Origin of the sequence: Mesoplasma lactucae ATCC 49193 (assembly GCF_002441935.1) — a bacterium.
GTDB classification, from domain to species: domain Bacteria; phylum Bacillota_I; class Bacilli_A; order Mycoplasmatales; family Mycoplasmataceae; genus Edwardiiplasma; species Edwardiiplasma lactucae.
Genome location: NZ_CP023668.1, coordinates 99,591 through 119,435, shown reverse-complemented (window position 1 = coordinate 119,435; position 19,845 = coordinate 99,591). Strand labels below are relative to the sequence as shown.

General features: G+C 29.3%; 20 protein-coding genes. 6 read left to right on the top strand and 14 right to left on the bottom strand.

Annotated elements, in window-relative coordinates:
• Nucleotides 1-18: 18 nt before the first annotated feature.
• From oppC to CP520_RS00520, 3 genes are all read right to left on the bottom strand, one after another.
• Complete coding sequence (gene oppC, locus CP520_RS00530; RefSeq protein ID WP_096862536.1) at nucleotides 19-1,011, bottom strand: oligopeptide ABC transporter permease OppC; 993 nt, start codon at nucleotides 1,009-1,011, stop codon at nucleotides 19-21.
• 37 nt (nucleotides 1,012-1,048) lie between these two features.
• Nucleotides 1,049-2,314: an oligopeptide ABC transporter permease OppB gene (gene oppB, locus CP520_RS00525; RefSeq protein WP_096862535.1), complete on the bottom strand. Its 1,266-nt coding sequence runs from the start codon at nucleotides 2,312-2,314 to the stop codon at nucleotides 1,049-1,051.
• Between the two features lie 395 nt (nucleotides 2,315-2,709).
• On the bottom strand, nucleotides 2,710-5,034 hold the full coding sequence (locus tag CP520_RS00520) for an ABC transporter substrate-binding protein (protein ID WP_096862534.1): 2,325 nt from the start codon (nucleotides 5,032-5,034) through the stop codon (nucleotides 2,710-2,712).
• A 183-nt stretch (nucleotides 5,035-5,217) separates the two neighbouring features.
• Here CP520_RS00520 and CP520_RS00515 point away from each other — a divergent pair, with 183 nt between their 5' ends.
• A complete protein-coding gene (locus CP520_RS00515) occupies nucleotides 5,218-5,742 on the top strand; it encodes a hypothetical protein (RefSeq protein WP_096862533.1) in 525 nt (174 codons plus the stop codon).
• Nucleotides 5,743-5,755: 13 nt separating this feature from the next.
• Here the strand turns inward: CP520_RS00515 and CP520_RS00510 are convergent, their stop codons facing one another.
• Nucleotides 5,756-7,627 carry a ribonuclease J gene (locus CP520_RS00510; RefSeq protein WP_169835695.1) on the bottom strand — a complete coding sequence of 624 codons (1,872 nt, stop codon included), beginning with the start codon at nucleotides 7,625-7,627 and terminating at the stop codon, nucleotides 5,756-5,758.
• Between the two features lie 452 nt (nucleotides 7,628-8,079).
• On the opposite strand from CP520_RS00510, the gene CP520_RS00505 reads away from it, so the two are divergent.
• Nucleotides 8,080-9,228 carry a hypothetical protein gene (locus CP520_RS00505; RefSeq protein ID WP_096862532.1) on the top strand — a complete coding sequence of 383 codons (1,149 nt, stop codon included), beginning with the start codon at nucleotides 8,080-8,082 and terminating at the stop codon, nucleotides 9,226-9,228.
• A gap of 75 nt (nucleotides 9,229-9,303) precedes the next feature.
• On the opposite strand, the gene CP520_RS00500 is transcribed toward CP520_RS00505, so the two are convergent.
• The 5 genes from CP520_RS00500 to CP520_RS00480 all read right to left on the bottom strand — a co-directional run bounded on the left by CP520_RS00500 (nucleotide 9,304) and on the right by CP520_RS00480 (nucleotide 13,481).
• Nucleotides 9,304-11,706, bottom strand: a complete 2,403-nt coding sequence (locus CP520_RS00500; RefSeq protein WP_096862531.1) for a heavy metal translocating P-type ATPase — start codon at nucleotides 11,704-11,706, stop codon at nucleotides 9,304-9,306.
• A gap of 5 nt (nucleotides 11,707-11,711) precedes the next feature.
• Nucleotides 11,712-11,936 carry a heavy-metal-associated domain-containing protein gene (locus CP520_RS00495; RefSeq protein ID WP_096862530.1) on the bottom strand — a complete coding sequence of 75 codons (225 nt, stop codon included), beginning with the start codon at nucleotides 11,934-11,936 and terminating at the stop codon, nucleotides 11,712-11,714.
• Between the two features lie 16 nt (nucleotides 11,937-11,952).
• A complete protein-coding gene (locus tag CP520_RS00490; RefSeq protein ID WP_096862529.1) occupies nucleotides 11,953-12,231 on the bottom strand; it encodes a metal-sensitive transcriptional regulator in 279 nt (92 codons plus the stop codon).
• A gap of 94 nt (nucleotides 12,232-12,325) precedes the next feature.
• Nucleotides 12,326-12,547 (bottom strand): hypothetical protein, encoded by a 222-nt coding sequence (locus CP520_RS00485; protein WP_096862528.1) that lies wholly within the window; start codon nucleotides 12,545-12,547, stop codon nucleotides 12,326-12,328.
• 73 nt (nucleotides 12,548-12,620) lie between these two features.
• Nucleotides 12,621-13,481 carry a diacylglycerol kinase catalytic domain-containing protein gene (locus CP520_RS00480; protein WP_211276338.1) on the bottom strand — a complete coding sequence of 287 codons (861 nt, stop codon included), beginning with the start codon at nucleotides 13,479-13,481 and terminating at the stop codon, nucleotides 12,621-12,623.
• Nucleotides 13,482-13,605: 124 nt separating this feature from the next.
• On the opposite strand from CP520_RS00480, the gene trpS reads away from it, so the two are divergent.
• The 3 genes from trpS to CP520_RS03690 all read left to right on the top strand — a co-directional run bounded on the left by trpS (nucleotide 13,606) and on the right by CP520_RS03690 (nucleotide 15,126).
• The gene (gene trpS / locus CP520_RS00475) at nucleotides 13,606-14,625 is read left to right on the top strand and encodes a tryptophan--tRNA ligase (RefSeq protein WP_211276337.1); all 1,020 of its coding nucleotides are present in this window, start codon (nucleotides 13,606-13,608) and stop codon (nucleotides 14,623-14,625) included.
• A gap of 78 nt (nucleotides 14,626-14,703) precedes the next feature.
• A complete protein-coding gene (locus CP520_RS00470; RefSeq protein WP_096862526.1) occupies nucleotides 14,704-14,904 on the top strand; it encodes a hypothetical protein in 201 nt (66 codons plus the stop codon).
• A 57-nt stretch (nucleotides 14,905-14,961) separates the two neighbouring features.
• The gene (locus CP520_RS03690; protein ID WP_157755761.1) at nucleotides 14,962-15,126 is read left to right on the top strand and encodes a hypothetical protein; all 165 of its coding nucleotides are present in this window, start codon (nucleotides 14,962-14,964) and stop codon (nucleotides 15,124-15,126) included.
• A gap of 54 nt (nucleotides 15,127-15,180) precedes the next feature.
• Here CP520_RS03690 and CP520_RS00465 read toward each other — a convergent pair whose 3' ends face one another.
• The 5 genes from CP520_RS00465 to ptsP all read right to left on the bottom strand — a co-directional run bounded on the left by CP520_RS00465 (nucleotide 15,181) and on the right by ptsP (nucleotide 18,768).
• Nucleotides 15,181-15,543, bottom strand: a complete 363-nt coding sequence (locus CP520_RS00465; RefSeq protein ID WP_096862525.1) for a hypothetical protein — start codon at nucleotides 15,541-15,543, stop codon at nucleotides 15,181-15,183.
• Between the two features lie 157 nt (nucleotides 15,544-15,700).
• Entirely contained in the window at nucleotides 15,701-16,060 is a 360-nt protein-coding gene (gene rplT / locus CP520_RS00460) for a 50S ribosomal protein L20 (protein ID WP_096862524.1), read from the bottom strand.
• Nucleotides 16,061-16,093: 33 nt separating this feature from the next.
• Nucleotides 16,094-16,288: a 50S ribosomal protein L35 gene (rpmI, locus tag CP520_RS00455; protein WP_096862523.1), complete on the bottom strand. Its 195-nt coding sequence runs from the start codon at nucleotides 16,286-16,288 to the stop codon at nucleotides 16,094-16,096.
• A gap of 33 nt (nucleotides 16,289-16,321) precedes the next feature.
• Nucleotides 16,322-16,867 (bottom strand): translation initiation factor IF-3, encoded by a 546-nt coding sequence (gene infC / locus CP520_RS00450; RefSeq protein WP_096862522.1) that lies wholly within the window; start codon nucleotides 16,865-16,867, stop codon nucleotides 16,322-16,324.
• Between the two features lie 173 nt (nucleotides 16,868-17,040).
• Entirely contained in the window at nucleotides 17,041-18,768 is a 1,728-nt protein-coding gene (gene ptsP / locus CP520_RS00445) for a phosphoenolpyruvate--protein phosphotransferase (RefSeq protein WP_096862521.1), read from the bottom strand.
• Between the two features lie 131 nt (nucleotides 18,769-18,899).
• Here ptsP and CP520_RS00440 point away from each other — a divergent pair, with 131 nt between their 5' ends.
• Nucleotides 18,900-19,838 (top strand): hypothetical protein, encoded by a 939-nt coding sequence (locus CP520_RS00440; protein ID WP_096862520.1) that lies wholly within the window; start codon nucleotides 18,900-18,902, stop codon nucleotides 19,836-19,838.
• Nucleotides 19,839-19,845: the final 7 nt, after the last annotated feature.

The window sequence follows — 19,845 nt, the reverse complement described above, 5'->3', positions numbered from 1 at the left end:
AAAAATGTTTCTCTCTTTCTAACGGTGGTTTTTAGGGTCTAGTGAGTCAGCAAATACTTTCCCAGCTAGGAAGAAGATTACTGAAACAGCAGTAATTAAAACAACAGGAATAATAATTAAGTATGGATATTCTTGTCATTCTGAACCAGCCATAACGTTGTTAATGATGGTTCCAAGTGAAGTCTTAGTACGGTCAGCAGCGTTTACATAACCAAATCCTAAGAATGATAATGTGGCATCTAAACTGATAGCAGTTGGAATTGCAAAAGTTCCAGTTTGTACAATTACAGGTAAGATTCTTGGAAGAATATTTTTAGTAATAATTTTTCCTGAACTTGAACCTAAAGTTTCAGATGCAGTATTATAGTCGGTATTTTTAACTAACATAATTTGAATACGAATGGTTGCCGCCATTGTAATTCATGATTGTAAAGTAATTCCTAAGACAACTGGTCAATAACCAGGTCCTAATAAGAAGATGATGAATAAAATCATAATCAGTGAAGGAACGATTTGTAAGAAGTTTGTTAACTGAACAAAGAAGATATCTGATTTACGGAAATATCCTCAAATTGAACCAAGAGTAATTCCGATAATTAATTGAATAATTGTAATCAAGAAGGCAAATAATAATGTTGTTTGCATTCCGGCTCAAATTTCTACTCAATAATCTTGTCCATATAAACCAGTTCCAAAAACATGATCTCAACTTGGAGTTGATGGACCATGAATTGTTAATTGGTCTGAAGTTGGGTAAACCACTTTACCATGTGGGACCACAAACATTAAAACAATGAATGTGATTAATAAAACTAAACAAATAATGAATGTTTTAGATTTTAATAATAGTTTTCCTACAGCTTTTCAGTAGCTATAAGGTTTTGAAGCTAAATGTTCGTTTTCTGATTTTTTCTCCCCAACAACATCAAAAAGGTCAGGGTTCAATTTTTCATAATTAACGCCATTGGCTTCGTCAAATTTATATATTTGCTCTTCGTTTAATTTAGCCATTTAACTTTTCTCCTTTTTAAATTAATGTTGTTAGATATTATTTTTTCCCTAAGCTAACTCTTGGGTCTCATCAAACTACTAATAAGTCTGAAATTAATGAGGCAAAGATTTGAATAAAGGCTGCAAATGAGATGAATCCTAAGATAACAAAACTATCTTTTTGCCCTCCAATTGCAGATACGATATATCTACTCATACCTGGAATTGATCATTGTTGTTCAACTAAGATTGATGAACCAAATAAAGTTGCAGCTAAATCAATTGGGAATTGTTTTAAAATTCTGATTCCTGCATTTCTAAAGATTTGAATGTAGAAAACTCTATTAGTACTCAAACCTTGTGAATAAGCAAATCTTGTATAGTCGTTAGTCATTTCATCAACAACATAACGTCTAGTCATAATCACGTTTGCTGGCATGATTAAAATAATTAATGTGACTACAGGTCAGAACTTAGTCCAGAATGAACCAGAACTAAATAATCCTGAAGTTCCAAATCCAGCTATAGCCAGTAAATAGATTCCAATTACTACAACTGCTGCTGGTACAGCTGTTAAAAAGACACTAGTTCCGTTGATAATGTCATCAGAAGCTTTATCTTTTTTCTTAGCTGCATGGATTCCTAAAGGTAATCCAATTAAGTAAGAAATTACAACGGCTACAGCTCCAAAAGCAAATGAATATGGAATTGCTTTGTTAAAGATTTCCATAACAGGAGTTCCTGGTGAAGCAATTGATTCAGAAGTAACAACTCCTAAGTAAACTCAAACTTTTTTAGTAGTTTCATGCATTAAGACAGCTTGACCATTTTGATTCTCTCAAACTTGATCAGTTACAACCGTTTTTGGTATTAATGGGAAAATATTCTTAAGATAATTTCCTAACTGATGTCCTAAACTTCCATAAACTCCAAATGCTTTCATCCTATTCTCAAGTAATTGAGCAGTTTGTTCTTCATTTAAGTGTAATTGGGCAATATTACTTGGTAAATATTGATCATCATTTGTTACAACTCTAACTAGTAAGAACACAACAATGATTGCTACAAGTAAAGTTATTAAACCGTAAAATATTCTTCTAATTGAATAGTTTAACAATGGATGTGCTATGTAAAATTTATAGACATTTGCTGAGAAATCTTCTCATTTATGACGCATTGTTGTTAGTCAATCGTCTTTAGCAAAAACCATTTCATCGCTTAAATCAAAATCCATTGAATTTAGATCTTCAACTGTGACTGGTTTTGTGTCTTGTTCTACAAAAAGAGGTTTGTTGGATTCACTTTGAGTTTCTTTGAGAGCCATAATATGTAGTTTTCCTTTCCCTTTTAATAGTTTCAAATTGAAACTATTATTTTTTAGTTTTGTGTTAGTTTATTTGGTTTTATATTGATTGTTAATTTTATTTATTGTTAGTTAAAACAAAAGCTTGTTAACACTTTTGTTTATGTAAAAAGTAATTGAATTTCAGTTTCAAATTAATAAATTAATTATCAGTTTTAATTATTTCAACAATAGGTAGAATTCATGTTGCTACACATCATATTTCGTTTATTTAAATTGCAGAAGTGATTATTCTTTTGTAAAAACATGTAAATTCCCTCCCTATTGTTTGTAAAACAGATTTTTCTTAATCTGTTTTTATTAGTTATTACTATACCAAAGAAAAATTAGTTTTCCTAATATTATTTTAAAGTTTTTTAAACTAATTGGTCTTTTCTTTGTTTGATTAAGACAACTTCTTTGTTCTTAATGCTATTTTTCTTTTCTTCTTGTTCTTTTAAGCTAGAAAACATCTGTACGCCAACAAAACGTTGATCACTGTTTCCATAACCAACATGAGTTCTTGTTGGTTCATCAACATAAGTGATTAATGTCTTTGTAGTTCCATTTGGAATATAAAAAGGCATTAATAGTTTATAGTCATAAATTGCTGTAGCTTCTGCTTTGGCAAAACTTTCATAGCGAGTTTCTTTTTCACTCAATTTATTTAATTTATCAGCGTCAAAAACCTGATTTGTATAGTTTAAAAACTTGTCAGTAATATTTTGTCATTGATTTGTATTTCCATATTTAAATTGTTTTTTATATTCGTTTGAGACTTTGATTGAATCTGGTGTTAGATTGTTTTTGTTATCAAAATTTGAACTTGTAATAATTCTTGATAATCCAAAGTAGTTTTCCATATCACCCTTAATTGTATAAGCTTTTAAGAAAGCTAAAGGGTCTATAAATGATGGACTTCATCCAGTTAAGAACATCGAAAATGCCCCGTCCAATTGTTTTGATTGATACTCAGAATCATTCATTGTTTCTTGTTCTGTAATTCTAACTAATGATTTTCCGTAGTTAGTTTTTTGCTCATTAGTAAAGATATCAATCATATCTCTGATTAAGGGGTTTCAAGTAGTTTTATAAACTCCACTAGTCATTAATGGAATTGTGACTCCTTCATCATAATTAAATGATTTTAAATCAGCTTCAACTTGTCTCATGATTGCTTTGTATGGATCATTATTATTTAAATATTCTTTAGCTTTACTATCAGTGATAACTGGTTTTACTTCACCAGTTTTAGCATCCTTTGGTGCAAATAAATCTTGATTATGAAAATAAATATCTTGACCATCAGCTAAGAAGTTTCCATCTTTTTTCATAAACATATCATCATAAGCTTTTTCCATCATCTTTTGATATGAAACTTCTTCTTTTCCACCTTCTCCAGGATAAACATTAGGATAATCTGGTGGTGAAAATGTGTTTCTTAAAAAGCTTGAACGATTTTTATTAGTATCAAATGGTCCAGAAAAGTACTTAACAAATTTACTTCTATCTAAGCTATATTGAATTAAAGTTCTTACAGAATCTAAACTTAAAGCAACATTTGCTTGATTAGCAATTGTATAGTATTCATCGTTTTTAGATTTATAGTACTTATCATCTTTATCTTTTGAAGTATTAAAGTAACTAAAAGATAAGTATCTTGTTCCTAAACTTGGGTTAGGAATTTGAGTAATCCCTTCAAATTTTGGATGTTCAAAATCAGAACCAACATATTTTTTTCAGCCATAATTATCACTTGGTTGAAGTACAACTTCACTATCATCGCCAGTTTCAAATAAGAATCTTGGTCTTGAAACATCTGGTGATGAATTAAATTGGAATCAAAGTTCATTAATATAAACATTATCTTTATCAATATAATTTTGATTTTTTTCAAGTTTTAAAATATATGAAGTTTGGTATTCTTTAACTTTATAAGGTCCAGTTGTATAGACATTTTTTCACGTATCTCCATAATGATATCCTTGCAATAAAGCTTGTTCTGGCAATGGTGAAAAACCAGCACTTGTTAAAAATGATGGAAAGTATGGAGCTGGTTTTGACAAAACTAAAGTAAATTTTGTTGTGTTTGGATCTGTATCGTCAAACTTAATTGCTTCTTTTAATAGTGCTACAGCTTGTGGATCTTGGCTCACTTCAAAAGCACTCTTTTCTGGATGAGCTTTGTTTAAATCAGTATAAATTTGATTAACTTGAACTGCATTTTTAATAATTGAAGTTCAAGTTGAACGTAGTTGAGACATGTTCATTGGGTTTAATGAAAACATAGCCGTATTCAAAATATCTTTAGCAACAATTTGGCGATGAACACTTCCATCCGGATTAAAAAATGACGCACCTTGTCTAAATTCGAATGTGAATTCAGTATTGTCGTCATTTACAGTTCATCCATGTTCTTTGTTTTCTTGTCCATATACTAAGTTAGAAACCAAGTTTCCCTTAGCATCATTTTGTAATAAAGTGTCATTCAAGTTAGCAAGCAAAATAATATCATTTCCTTGCATCGTACTTGGCATGTTCCAAGTTTGAGGAGGAGCTGAATAAACTGTTTTAAAGATATTTGGATTTACTTGACGATTCATTAATTTTTGATTTGTAATCGGACCACAGGCTACAACACCTGTTGTTGTTGAGACAACAATGGCTGTACCAAGGAAAATGCTTGTTAATTTCTTTAACATAATTTAAAAACTCCTTTCATTAATTTTGGTAACTATTTTAAAAGATTTTAACTTATAAGTTTTCTGCCTACAAGTAAAATTAAGTCTATAACTATATCTTACTAACTTTTTTATACTACGCAATTAGTTTGTGAAGTTTTAAAGTTAATTTATAATAAAAAGAATTAGAGAAGAGTTATTAAAATGGCTAAGAAGAAAAGAAGAAGAAAACATCCAGATGATCCAAATTGAAGAACTCAGTTAAAAGATTTAGATAATGCAAAACGAGAATATTTCAATGAAGAAGTTGATGCAATTGTTGAAGATACTTATTATTTAAATGAAGCTGAACATCGAATTAAAGTTTATAACCAAACTAAGAAAATGAAATGATGAAGTTATTTAACTTCATCTGCAATTGCATTTGTTTTAACTGGATTAAGTTTCTTAATTGGTTATCTTGCTAGAAACAGTGATAAAGCTCCAGACTATCAAGCAGCCGGTTGAGCTAGTTTAGGTTTTACTGTGCTTTTAATAGTCATAGCAATGTTTATTAACTGAACTAAAAATAGAAACTCACAAAAATTCTTTCAAGATAAAAGAAGAAGATATCAAAGAACTTTAACTACACTTGAAGCTAAACAAATCTTAGCAATTAAAATTATTTTCTTAGCCGTTTTATTAATGACAATTGTAACTATTGTTACAAACATTGAATTTCAACCATAAAAAAAGAGGATTTTTAGTCCTCTTTTTTATTATTTTGATTTGGTTTTTTCATAGTAGCTGGTCTGCTAGTACGTTTTTTATCATTTGGTTTATTGGTTTTGTTTTGGTTATTATTTTTATTGCTTCTTCTTTTTTGATTAATGTTTGAAGTAGCTTTGTGAACATAATTACGTGATTTTTGACTACGAGCTAGAACTGATTTTAAGTTAAAGTTGCCATCAATTTCATTAATGATACATAGAATCATTGGTTGTTTTCCTGATTCTTGTTTAATTAATGATTTAACTTTGGAAACAATTTCACGTTTAACATCGTTTAAATCATATTTTTTAGGATCTTTTTTAAACAATTCAGTTGAGTTATCTAAGATTTGGTTAACTTCTTTTTGCATGATTTTGAAAACTGCTTGGTCTTCTGAAATATAAATAACTCCACGCATTTGAATATCAATTAAAGAAATAGATTCTTTTGTACGACTATCAATTGTTGCACCAACAATAATCACACCATCGTTTGCTAATAATTTACGTTCATTTAAAACAACGTTTCCGATATCTCCAACTCCGCTACCATCAACATAAGTATCACCATTAGGTAAAGTTTTATCTGTAATAGAAATGAATTTATCAGTGATTCTTGCAACTTGCCCATTATCAACCAAACAAACATTTCCTTCTTTAATTCCAGCATCCATAGCAGCTTTTTCGGCTGATAAGAATTCTTTGTATAGACCTTTAATTGGCACAAAGTATTTTGGTTTTAATAAGCTAGTTAACATTTTGATATCTTCATGACAAGCACGCATTGGTCAAATGTTTTTATCACTTAAAGCAATTAATTTTGCATCAGTTCTTGCTAGTTCATCTAAGATTTGAGCATGACGTTTTTCAACTCCTGGTGCTGGTGGTGTTGCTAAAATAACAACATCTTTAGGTCCAAATTCAATCACATCATCGTTGCCTGTAGCAATTTTGGCAAGTTTTGAGTAAAGTACATCTCCGTTTCCAGAAATGATTAAAACCCCGTTATCTGATTTCATGTATTCATCAACTGAAATTAAATCATCATCATTTAAGTTTAAGTTTGAGTGAATCATATCGTTTTTTAAGATGGTTTGCATAGTTCTCCCGTAAACTGCAATCTTACGATTATTAGCTTTTGCTTGAGCAACAATTTCTCCTAATTTAAAGATATCTTCTTCAAAAATACCAACAGCGATTCTTGTTTTCTTTTCTTTAAAAGGCGCTGCAATGTATTTTTCAATTTTATGATTTGGTACTGCATAAGACATTTTTGAAGCATATTCAGAGTCAGCCAATAAAGCTAAAACTCCTTCTTCTGCTAGTTTATTGATGTGAGAATAATCAGTTGAGAAATCTGAAGTTTCTTGTCCATCAATAATAAAGTCTCCAGCATAAACAATAATTCCATCTTCAGTATGTAATGCAAATCCTAATGAGTTTGGTGATGAAGCAGTTAATCTAAATGCTTCGATTTTGTTTTTCCCAAAATCAACTACGTCTTTATCTTTTATGATTTTAAAGTTTTGAGATTTGTTTTTTAGAAATGATCTTTCTAATTTAATTTGTAAGACAGTTTCTGTAATGTCATTACAATAAACCGGCACATCAATATCTTTTAATAGATATGAAATTGCACCAGAGTTATATGCTGATGAATTTGATAAGAAAATTCCTTTAATTCTTGAAGCGTTATTGATTAGGTATTCGAAGTTTGGAATTACCACATCAACTCCTAAAATCCCTTTTTCTGGGTATTTTAATCCACAATCAAAAACGAATAAGTCTTCATCAACTTCAATGATGAACAGGTTTTTTCCACGTTCATCTTGACCACCTAAGGCCATAAATTTAATGTCTGCCATTTTGTTTTGTTATTCTCCTTGTTTTTTTTATTATTAAAATAAAGTATTTAAAAAAATATTTATCTTTTAGAATTTATTTTTTAAAGTTTTTAAAGGGTAGCTTTCAATTAGTTATACCCAGAAAAACGGTTTTGTGTTTTTAAAATGAAGTCTCTTTTATTATTCATTTTAAAAATAAGATTAATTTTAATTAAAAAGTAAAACTTCTAAAAGAAGTAATTATTAATCTGATTTTACTAGTTATTTAGGTTTTTAGCAACCGGTTGTCTTTTTTGTTAAATATTATTAAAAACCCTATAAATCGTTGCTAATAAATGGTTTTTGATATAATAATAAGGAAAATAGACAGGGAAATAAATTAACAAGTAAGAGGAAAATAGCTTATTTATGAAGCTTTTGAGGCTTTTTAATTTATTTCACATAATTATTTCCTTAAGAGAAAGGTTATAAAAATGCAATTAAATAAAGCACAAGAACAAGTTTTATTGGAATATTTAGAAGATAACACCACTGATATTTATGAAGACTCTTTACGAGTTGAAGCCATGGGTTATATGAAACAAGCCATTTATGATGAAATGGCTAAGGGAATGTCTTTCAATGAAGCTTTAGCAAATCTTAATGTTGTTAAAATTAAAAGACAAATTACTAATTACATTATTACAAAAAAACAAAATAACGAACTACCAGAGTTATTCATTGAAGTCGAACCTTTAAATAGACAAAAAGTTCCGTTCGCGAAAAGATTCTTTAGAGGAATTTGAGCAACGATTGTGATGATTCCTTGATGAATCATTGGCGCAGTTATCTTAGCTGCTGCAGCAATTGTAGCAATCGCTGGAATTGCTATGTTATTCTTACCAGTTTATGGAGCATTCGCCTTTGCGATTTATCCAGTTGGATCAGCATTCGCAATTTTCTTCCTATGTTTAGGAGCAGTGCCTATTTTAATGTTCATCTTCTTCTGAATCTTTGCGGTTCTATGAGAAGGTGTTCTATACTGAATTAAAGTTTCAGCAAGAACTTACAACCCGCAAACAACAGTTCCAGAAAGAATTGAACATTACAGTTTCATTGATTTTGGAAAACGCATGAGCAAAAAAGCAATTCTTATTTGCGTAACAATCTTCTTAGCGATCTTTGCTGGTGGATTAGTTGGAACTGCCGTTCCAAAAGATGGAGTACTTGGAGCAGTTATCAGAAACGAATTTGTTAATGAACAAGACATGACAATTGATACTCAAAAAGAATTTAGCAAAATCAGACCTGATACTAAGTTCTCAGATGTAAAACAAATTACTTTTAACAACATTTGATCACATAGAACATTAGATTGAAATGATATTTTCGGTGAATATACACCAGAAGGTACTGATGATATGGGAATTAAAGTAAAATTCACATATAACACTAAATATAAAGAAGAAAAAATTACCCCTTCTTATCAAGTTGTTGGAAATGAAGGAAACTTAGAATTCATTATTAACTTTAAATACCCAGGTATTGAATCAATGATGAACGTTTATGGATATGGATGACATATCGATTACTCAACAAACTTAAGAGGAATTAACTTTAAAGAAAACATCATTTATAGATAGAAAAATTACTAGAAGTTAAAAGCTTCTAGTTTTTTATAGCAAGAAAAAAAGAGAACCGCTTTTGGTTCTCTTTTACTATTTATTATCTTGTTTTGATTTCTTACTATCCATTTTCATATTAGACATATCCATATTTTTCATGTCTTGATTAATGTAATAACTAGCAGGTTTTAAGGTTTCACTGTCTAATTTATCAGGATGTTTTTTCTTTGGCATCTTGATGTTTTTAACACTTAATAATAATGAGTTAAGTACAACTGAAACAGAACTTAATGCCATAGCAATAGCTGAGAATTCAGGTCTTAATACTCCTGTTGCAGCTAGTGGAATCATAATAATGTTATAGATAAATGCTCAGAAAATGTTTCCAATAATCTTTCTATAAGTTCTTTTAGCTACAACAACAGATCTATAGATATCCATTAAATCATTATTAACTAGAATAATATCACTTGAAGCAATTGCTACATCTAATGAAGTTGACATGGTAATCCCAATGTCAGCTTTTGTTAAAGCAACTGTATCATTAATTCCGTCCCCAACCATAGCAACAACATTATGAACCGGTTTACCTTTTTTATTTATTCCATTTTGTAAACTAGCTACAAAATCTGCTTTTTGACTAACTGGAATATCAGCATGAACTTCTTTAATTCCTAATTGTTTTGCAACATAATTAGCAGTTAATAAGTTATCTCCAGTTACCATTACAGTTCTAATACCTAAATCATTTAAAGCAGTAATTAGTTGTTTTGCATCTGGTTTAATTTTATCTGATAAAGAAACAATGGCTACAGGTTCATCGTTTATAGTCATCATAAAAACTGATTTTCCTTCTTGTTGTAAGGCATTAACTTTATTAACAATGTCTTTATCAGTTGTTAGTCAGTTTACGTTTCCAACTTTAATAGTTTTGTTATTTACAACTGCGCTTACTCCTTTTGAAGTATAATTTGTAAAATTTGTTGTTTTTAAAGTTTTGACATTTGGCAATGAAGCTACTAAAGAAGTTGCTAATGGGTGTTGAGAATTTGATTCAACAGCTTTTAAATATTCTTTAATTTCTTCATCACTATAAGTTTTTGAAAGAGTTTGAATTTGGTCTAAAGTCATTTTTCCTTGAGTTAATGTTCCTGTTTTATCAAACACAACCGCTCTTAAGTTTGCTAAGTTTTCTAATTGGTTTCCATTTTTAAACACGATTCCAATTTCACTAGCTTTTCCAGTTCCAACCATAATTGCAGTTGGCGTTGCTAAACCTAAAGCACAGGGACAAGCTGCAATTAATGCAGATATTGCGTTAATAATTGCTCTTTGACTAACGGCGTGATCATGAATTGATCAACCCATGAAAGTCATTAAGGCTGCAAAAATAACAATCGGTACAAATCAAGCTGAAATTTTATCAGCTAATTTACCAATTTTTAAATCTCCACCTTGAGCTTGTTGAACTAAGGTTAAGATTTGTGAAACTGTATTATCACTAGCAACTTTAGTAACTTTGAATTGCATTGAGCCTTGGTCAACTACACTTCCAGCTACAATCTTGTCACCGATTGCTTTTTTAATTGGTTTTGATTCACCAGAAACAAGAGATTCATTTACATAACCATTCCCAGAAGTAATAATTCCGTCGGTTGGGACTTTATCTCCTGGTTTAACTTGAACAATGTCGTTTAATTTTAATGAGATTGTATCAATTTCTTGAGTTTTTCCATTTAAAACTAATATAGCTTTTGACGGAATTAAATCTGAAATTTTTTGTAATGAGTTTGTAGTATTTACTTTAGCTAAGTTTTCAAAAATGTTTCCTAATAAGGCTAAAGTGACAATTGTTCCGATGGTTTCAAAGTATAGTTCATGACCACCTTCATTCATCGGAACATATTTTCACCCATCTTGAACTCCATTATAAATACTTAATCCGTACGCTGCTAAAGCACCTAATACAATTAAGAAATACATATTTGTTGTTAGAGTTTTAATTCCAGCTCAAACATCAACAAAGAAACTATAACCAACTCCAAATAAAATGATTGAAGCTAGAACAATTTGAAATGTTGGGCCACAAATAACTTTTGCACCAGTCGTATCAACATTTCCAAGCATTAATCCCATTCCTACTCATAAAGGAATAGTTAAAATTAATGAAATTGAAAATTTAACAATTTGTTCAATTAAATATTTTGAAGGTTTTTTAGAAAAAGTAACATTGTTTCCTATTTTTTGGGCTTTATATCCAGCAGATTTAACAGCATTTAAAATAGCATCATCTTGAACATTACTATCCATTTGAACATTCATAGAATCTGTTGAAACATTTACTTTTACTTTCTTTACACCAGGAACTTTCTTAACGCTTTTTGTGATTGCTTTAGCACAACTAGCGCAAGACATTCCTTGAATTTTATAATCTTGGTCACTAGTGGAATCTTTTTTCTTATCATTTCCACCCATGTCCATATTCATCATGTCCATTTAATCTACTTAGATCCTTTAACAATTGTTGCTGGATAATTAATCTTTGTTAATTTTTTCATGATTTTATTTTCATTGGTTCATTTGGGATTGAAGGTTACTGTGATGTCTTTAGTATTTAAATCAACTTGAACATCTTTAACTCCAATCATTCTTTCTAAAGTTTTAGTAATTGTCTTTCTACATCCTTCACAAGAAATAGATTTACTATTTAATTTAATTGTTTGCATAATAATATGTCTCCTTTTATTTTGCGATTTTATCAATTAAGGTTTTGATTTCATCTAGTGATTCATCTAAATCACTAGAGTGACGAACACAATGATCAATGTGTTCGTTTACTAGTTTTTTATCCATAGATAGTAAAGAACCACGAATCGCATTAATCTGATTTACAATATCTAAACAATATACATCATCATTAACCATTTTAATAATTCCATCAATCTGTCCTTTGATGCGATTTAAATGATTAGTATAAAGTTTAATTGTCTCTTCATCACGATGAGTTTTTTTCATGCTCATGTAAAAACCTTCTTTCTATGTTGCTTCTATTATATACCATATGGGGTATATTTTAAAAGAAAAGAAAAAATGGTTTAATCCATTTCTTAAAAAATTATTTAACTTGGTTAACAGTGTATTTCATTTTTTCGATTTTAGCTTTTAATTTAGCTGGTGTGGTACGTTTTTCGTTGTATTCGAATGAAATGTTTCTAGCTGGTAAGTCAACTTTGAAGTTTTTAATTGCGAAACATGTTCCTCATTTTAATTTGCATCCGATTTTTTTAGCAGCTTTTTCAGTTGTTAATGGGATAACATTGAATGTGATTTTTTTCATTTTTGTTTTCTCCTTATTTTAGGTTAAGTTGAATTTACAACTTTTATAAGAGTATATCCTCTATATAGTTATTTTACTTGTTTATTACGAAAATATCTTTTAAAAGTGTAGTTCTATCGACCATTTTTGTAGCAATGATTCTAACCTTTTTATTACTTAAGCTAATCTTAGCTTCCTTGAAGTCTGTAGCAATTTGTTTAGCATCACTAATTACTTTTAAATTGTCTTTATCTTTTAAATTTTCACTATTTTTAATTTTAATAACTTGCTCTTTTGAAAAGATAATTGGTGAATTAATAGTTTTAAAAATTACAGTTGAAACTGGTGATATTTCTTGCATTTCAAATAAATCAAGGTTTGGATAAATAATTGCTCCACCAACAGATTTCATAAAACCAGTGGTTCCACTCGGAGTTGAAAAAACCAAACCAGATCCTTTAAAGCTTTCTAGCTTTTCATCATTAATATAAATATCTAATTGTTGAGGAGAAATATCATTTAAGATTTTGGCCTCATTGATTGTATAGATGGTTTTATCATCAATTTTAACTTCTAATAATGGGTATTCATAAGTATGTTTACATTTATCTATAGCAAGAATTTTTTTAACATCATTATCATCTTCAACAATATTGTGGTTAGTATAAAAACCAATTCCGCCTTTTTTAATTGGATAAAATCTAATCTTTTCTAATTGGTTGTTATATTTATTAATGGCTTTTAAAAAAGTTCCATCTCCTCCAATTACAAAAACTAATTCAGGGTTTTTATCATCTAAAGTTAAGTCATTATCGTTTTTAAGTTCGTTGTTTAAAGTCTTTACTAACTCTAAACTCTCAGGATAATCGTTTGCTATAATGCTGTATTTCATTTTCTTAAATACCTCCATTTGGTTATTAACATTATAATCGGAAATTAAATTAATTTTAGTCATAGCCCTTAAAAATAGTTTTATTACTTCTATTAACTTTGTTTCTTTTAAATAAGTTAGGTAAAATTATAGATATTAAAGTTTTATGTCTTTTATTTAAAAAAGAGTAGAAAGAAGAACTTATAAAATGAGCGATATGAAAAAAATGGTAACTGCTGTTGCTTCAAGTGGAACTATGACAATTGGAAACTACTTTGGAGTTATTAAACAAGTTATTCAATACCAAAATGAATATGATTTATATTTATTTATTGCCAATCTTCATGCAATTACAATGCCTCAAGATAAGACAAAATTAAAACAAAACATTAAAACAATGGCAACTTTATACTTTGCTTGTGGATTAGATCCACAAAAAGCGACAATCTTTGTTCAATCAGATGTCTTAGAACATGCTCAATTAGGCTGAATTTTAAATACTCAAGCAACAATGGGTGAATTAGAAAGAATGACTCAATTTAAAGATAAGTCACAAAAAGTCAAAGCTAATAATGGAACTAGTTATATTCCTGCTGGATTATTTACTTACCCTACTTTAATGGCTGCAGACATTCTTTTATATGATGCTAATTATGTTCCTGTTGGTGTTGATCAAATTCAACACGTAGAATTAACAAGAAACTTAGCTGAACGTATGAATCATACTTATGGTGAAGATTTATTTACTATTCCAGAACATTTAGTTCCAAAAAAAACACCAAAAATTATGGACCTACAAGAACCAAGTAAAAAAATGTCTAAGTCTAATACTAATGAAAAAACCTTTATTCGTATTTTAGATGAACCAGAAGTTATCAAAAGAAAAATTGGTTCAGCTTTAACTGACAGTGAAGATAAAGTTTATTTCGATGCAGAAAAAAAACCTGGAATTAGTAACTTAATGACCATTTATTCAGCTATCACAAATAAAGATTATGATCAAATTCAAAAAGAATTTGAAAACAAAAACTACAAAGATTTTAAAGATGCAGTTGCTGAAGCTTTAATTTCTGAACTAGAACCAATTCAAATTAAATTTAAAGAACTATGAAATTCACCACAAGTTGATGAATGATTAGATGAAGGAGCTAATAAAGCTCGTAAAATCGCTTATAAAAAATTAATGAAAGTTCAAAACCGTATGGGATTGAATTATAAACGTAAATAATTTTAGAAAATAAATCCGTACTTACTTTTAGTAAGTACTTTTTTTAGGTATAATGTAGTCAATAGGAGATGATTTAAAATGGCAGATAACAAAAATCAAAAAACCGCTTCAGAACATGAACGTATTTGAGTAAAACAATTTAATAAGTATTTAGATGAACTTACTATTGATGAATGAAATGCAATGGCAAATTCATCTTGTGGAGACATTAACCGTACTGGTTATGAAACTAAAAAAGACAAGAAAAAGGATTGTAAAGACGATCCTACAGGATGTTAATCTCTCTTATAACAAACAGAAATAATTAACTATTATTATAAAAAGGAGCTAATTATCATGGCAACAACAGAAAACAAAAAAGATTCTACCAAGACAGAAGAAAAAGACAAAAAAAGAGTTTGAGTTCCTGGATTTGGGAAATATCTAGATGAACTTACTGATGAAGAATGACAAGAAATGGCTAATGCTACTTGTGATGATCCATTAAAAGACTGTGAATAAAATAATTAAAAGAAAAACCCAAGTTGACTAATTCAACTTGGGTTTTTTAATACCTTATTTAGATTTTTTATATCCTTCTTTTGGCATCATTCATTTTGTACGACGATATTTTCTTAAGCGTCTTTTTTCGTTTTCGTTTTGACGATTACCAAAACAATTAGCGTGAATTGCTAAAAAGTTTTTGGGAACTAGTTTTGGTTTTTTGATGTTGATTAAATCAATTGTTCAAGCATCCTTACTGTGTTTTGTTTTTACGTTCATAACATAGTCACTATAATCCATTGGAAATTGACAATACATACAAACACGATATTTCTTAGGATCAGCATCACTGATTTCTGGTGCATTATCTCAAGCGCTCATTTTGTCCTTGTCATTAAAAACAATATTATTAGTTTTTTCGTCTAAAAAAGCCATACAAAATCTCCTTTTTTCAATTTTAATGTTTATTATAAAACAATCTTAACTAATTTCCAAAAAGAAATGTTATTTTGGAAATTTTTTCTATTTTTTTCTCATCATTAAAAAATAAGAAAACTAGGCTTTTATTAACATTTGCCTAGTTTTAGAATTCTTATTTAGCTAATGAAGTTTTAGCTGTTTCAACAATTTTAGCAAATTCTTCTGGTTGATTAATTGCTAATTCTGAAAGCATTTTACGGTTTAAATCTAAACCAGATTTTTTGATTCCATTCATGAATTGTGAGTAGCTTAAACCATAAGGTCTAACTGCTGCATTAATACGAACGATTCATAATTTTCTGAAATCACGTTTCTTTTGTTTACGTCCAATGAACGCATAAGCCATAGAACGAATTACTTGTTCATGTGCTTTTTTGTAGTTTGATTTTTTTGTTCCGTAGTAACCTTTAGCACGTTTAATTCAACGTTTTCTTCTTCTTCTTGTTACTTTACCATATTTTACTCTTGCCATTTAAAATACCTCTTTCCTTACATAATCAAGAAATTAATCTTGTAATAAACTTTCTAGACGTTTTTTGTCTACTCTTTTAATGTAAGTAGCTTTTTCTAAATGTCTTTTTTCTTTAGTTGTTTTACCAGTTGCACGGTGTGAACGGTAAGCGTGAGCTCTTTTCATGTCACCATTTGCATTTGTGTGAACACGTTTTTTTAATGCTCTTTTTGTCTTCATTTTTGGCATAATTCTAATTTCCCTTCTTAATTTTAAATAAAACTAATTTTTCTTTTTAGGCACAATGTACATGTCTAAGAAACGTGTGTTTAATTTTGGAGCTTTTTCAATTGTAGCAACGTCTGAAACTTTATCATAAAAACGATCTAAAGTTTGTTGACCTAAATCCATATACACGATTTCTCTTCCTTTAAATTTAAGTGAGACTTTAACGCGATCTCCAGCTTCGATAAATTCTCTAGCTTTACGAGCTTTGGTATCTAAATCGTGTTCACCAATTTTAACTGTCAAACGAATTTCTTTGTTTTGAGTTTCTGTTTGGTGTTTTTTGTTTTCTTTTGCTTTTTTTTGTTGTTCGTATTTGTATTTTCCGTAATCAACAATTTTGGCGATTGCTACTGGTCCTTGTTGACCAACTTGAAGCAAGTTCAATCCAGCATCTTCTGCCATTTGTAATGCTTCTCTTTTTGAGATAGGTCCAATTTTGTTCCCATCATCTGTAATAATTAAGATTTCGCGAGCTCTAATTGCTTTATCAACTGCGTCTTCTTGTTGTTTTCTTGGTTGAAATCTATTTTCTTGACTCATCCAGACCTCCATAATAAAAAATGTGCCGTTAAAATTAGTCAGCACATTTAAAATACATTTATTTTTCTTAAAGTATTTGTACCACTTCATTTATAAATACTTGTGGTGAGCTGTGTGCTTCTTTTTAACAATAAGATTGTATAACAAATCGTTACAATTACAAAGTTTTTTTATTAAAGATTATTTTTATTTAAAAACTCATTTACTAATTGTTGAACTTGTTGTGATGTTTCTTGTTTTAAAGCTTCAGTTGCCAAAACTTTTGCATCACTATATTTAAGGTTATCAATAACCATTCTTGCTTTTGGAATTGATGGTGCACTCATTGAAAAGGCATCTAATCCCATTCCTAAAAGTAAGGGAATAGCAGTTTTGTCTCCAGCCATTTCTCCACACATTCCAACTCAACGATTATATTTGTGACCACCTTGAATTGTCATATTAATTAAGTTTAGAATTGATGGATTAGTTGGTTGATATAAATATGAAACTTGTTGGTTCATACGATCTGCTGCCATTGAATATTGGATTAAATCATTTGTTCCAATTGAGAAAAAGTCAGCATATTTAGCAAAGTTTTCAGCATTAATTGCTGCTGCTGGAATTTCAACCATCATTCCAACTTGAATGTCTTCATCAAAAGCAATGCTTTTGGTTTTTAATTCTTTTTTACATTCTTCAACCATTTGTTTTGCTTGTTTAAATTCATCAATTGTTGCAATCATTGGGAACATAATTCCAAGTTTTCCAAAAGCAGAGGCTCTTAATAAAGCTCTAAGTTGAGTTTTAAAGATTTCAGGATTATCTAAACAAAAACGAATCGCACGATATCCTAAAAATGGGTTCATTTCTGTTGGGAAAGTGAAGTATGATAACTTCTTATCTCCTCCAATGTCTAAAGTTCTAATAACAACCATGTGGGGTTTCATAGCTTCAACAGCTTCTTTATAAGCTTTAAATTGCTCTTCTTCTGTTGGGAAATGATCATTTTCCATATATAAGAATTCTGAACGGAATAATCCGATTCCTTCAGCACCATATTTATTAGCATTAACACAATCTTTTGGTTTTCCAATGTTTGCTTCAACTAAAACTTTATGATTATCTAAAGTAACTGATTCTTTATTAATATAAGTTTTTAGTTTTTCTTGTTCATCTGCAAAGTTAATTTCAGCTTGTTTAAAGGCTTTAATATCATCAGCTGATAAATCTACCATAACTTCTCCGCTTTGACCGTTTAACCCAATCATTTCTCCATTTTTAGCCATTGTAGTAATTGTTTTTAAACCTAATACGGCCGGTATTTCTAAACTTCTTGCCATAATGGCTGCATGTGAAGTTCTTCCCCCAATATTAGTTGCAAAACCTTTAATATATTTCTTATCAAGTTGGGCTGTTTGTGATGGAGTTAAATCATCAGCAACAATGATAACTTCTTCATCAATTGTTGATAAATCAACAATCTTAATCCCTAGTAAGTGTTTTAACATTCTTGTCTTAACATCTTCAACATCACTAGCTCTTTCTTTAAAATAATCATCATCCATATTTTTAAAGATTTCAAAGTATTTTTGCATAACTTCATTAACTGCCATTGTTGCAGTTTTTTTATCATCGTTGATTAATTTTTCAACATCATTTTTAATTTCTGGATCTGTTGCTATTTCTTGATGAGCTTCAAAAATAGCTGCTTTTTCTGGTCCAAATTTCTTTTCACTAGTTGTAATCAATTTCTTTATATCACTAACTGTTTTTTCAACTGCCTCATGATATTTCTTAATTTCAGCTGTAGTATCTGTGGTTTTTTGATTAGTTATATTTAGTTTTTCTTCTGTCAAAATTAAGGCTTTTGCTAATGCAATTCCGTCACTAGCCCCAATTCCTTTTAAGGTTTTTCCCATGTAAACCATCTCCTATTCAAGAAGATTTTATACTAAATAAAAGTTGAAAAATTACAATTAGGTGGGATTATTTGATAATTTTTCTCTTATTCTATATTGGAAAATAAAATAGAAAAAAGGTAGGTAAAACTATGAGAAAATGATTGACTTTATTAACAACATTTACGATTTTTGGGACTGGATTTACTCAAGTTTCAGCTTGAAGACCAAGCATTTATGTCACACCAGAAAGAAAGTCAGATAAATACCCAAACAAATTATTATTACAAAGACAAAAACCTTATGTTGAGAGTATTGGTTTTTATGAATATTATCAAAGTGCAAAACACACTTCATATCAAAAAGAAATGTTTCGTTTTATTGAATTTCGTAACCCAAGGCTAGTAAATGGTGGTTGAAAATTTTTACGATGAATGGATAATGATAGGATTCCTGGAATTGGTGATAATGGAGAACTCAGTGTTTATCGCAATTCTATAATGTTAGAATACGTTCCTTATAATAACCACCCAGTTTTTAGTGATGAAAATACTGGAATAAGTTATATTACTTATGATAAAGATGCTATGCATACACCAACAGAATTTTTAGATTCAAATCCCTTAAGTCGTTATGAAAATATGAATTTAACTTTAAGTGAAAAACAAGAATTACTTAAACAAAGATATTATGAACACTTATTTAAACGTGGTTATGATTATTACTATAATTTAGAATTACCTAATTTAAAAATTGATATAACAACAGCATCAATTAGAATGCGTTCAAGTTCTAAAGAAGGAAGTTATGATTTAACAAGATCAATTGTTGATGTTCAAGGCCCAATTAAAGAACCTTTTGAACGAATTAGTACTGTTAAATTAAAAGAAAATAATTATAAAGAATTAAGAATTGAATTAGCAAAGCAAGCTAAGTTAAGTACTTCTGAATTCATCTTAGATAAAGACATTAAATGAGATTTAAAGAATAAAACCGTAACTTATAAAGTTTCACCAAACAAAAGAGTTAAAAAAGGAATGCAAAAATTTGATATCAATAGTTCTTATCAAGGAACTATTAGACTAGCATAAAAAAGCA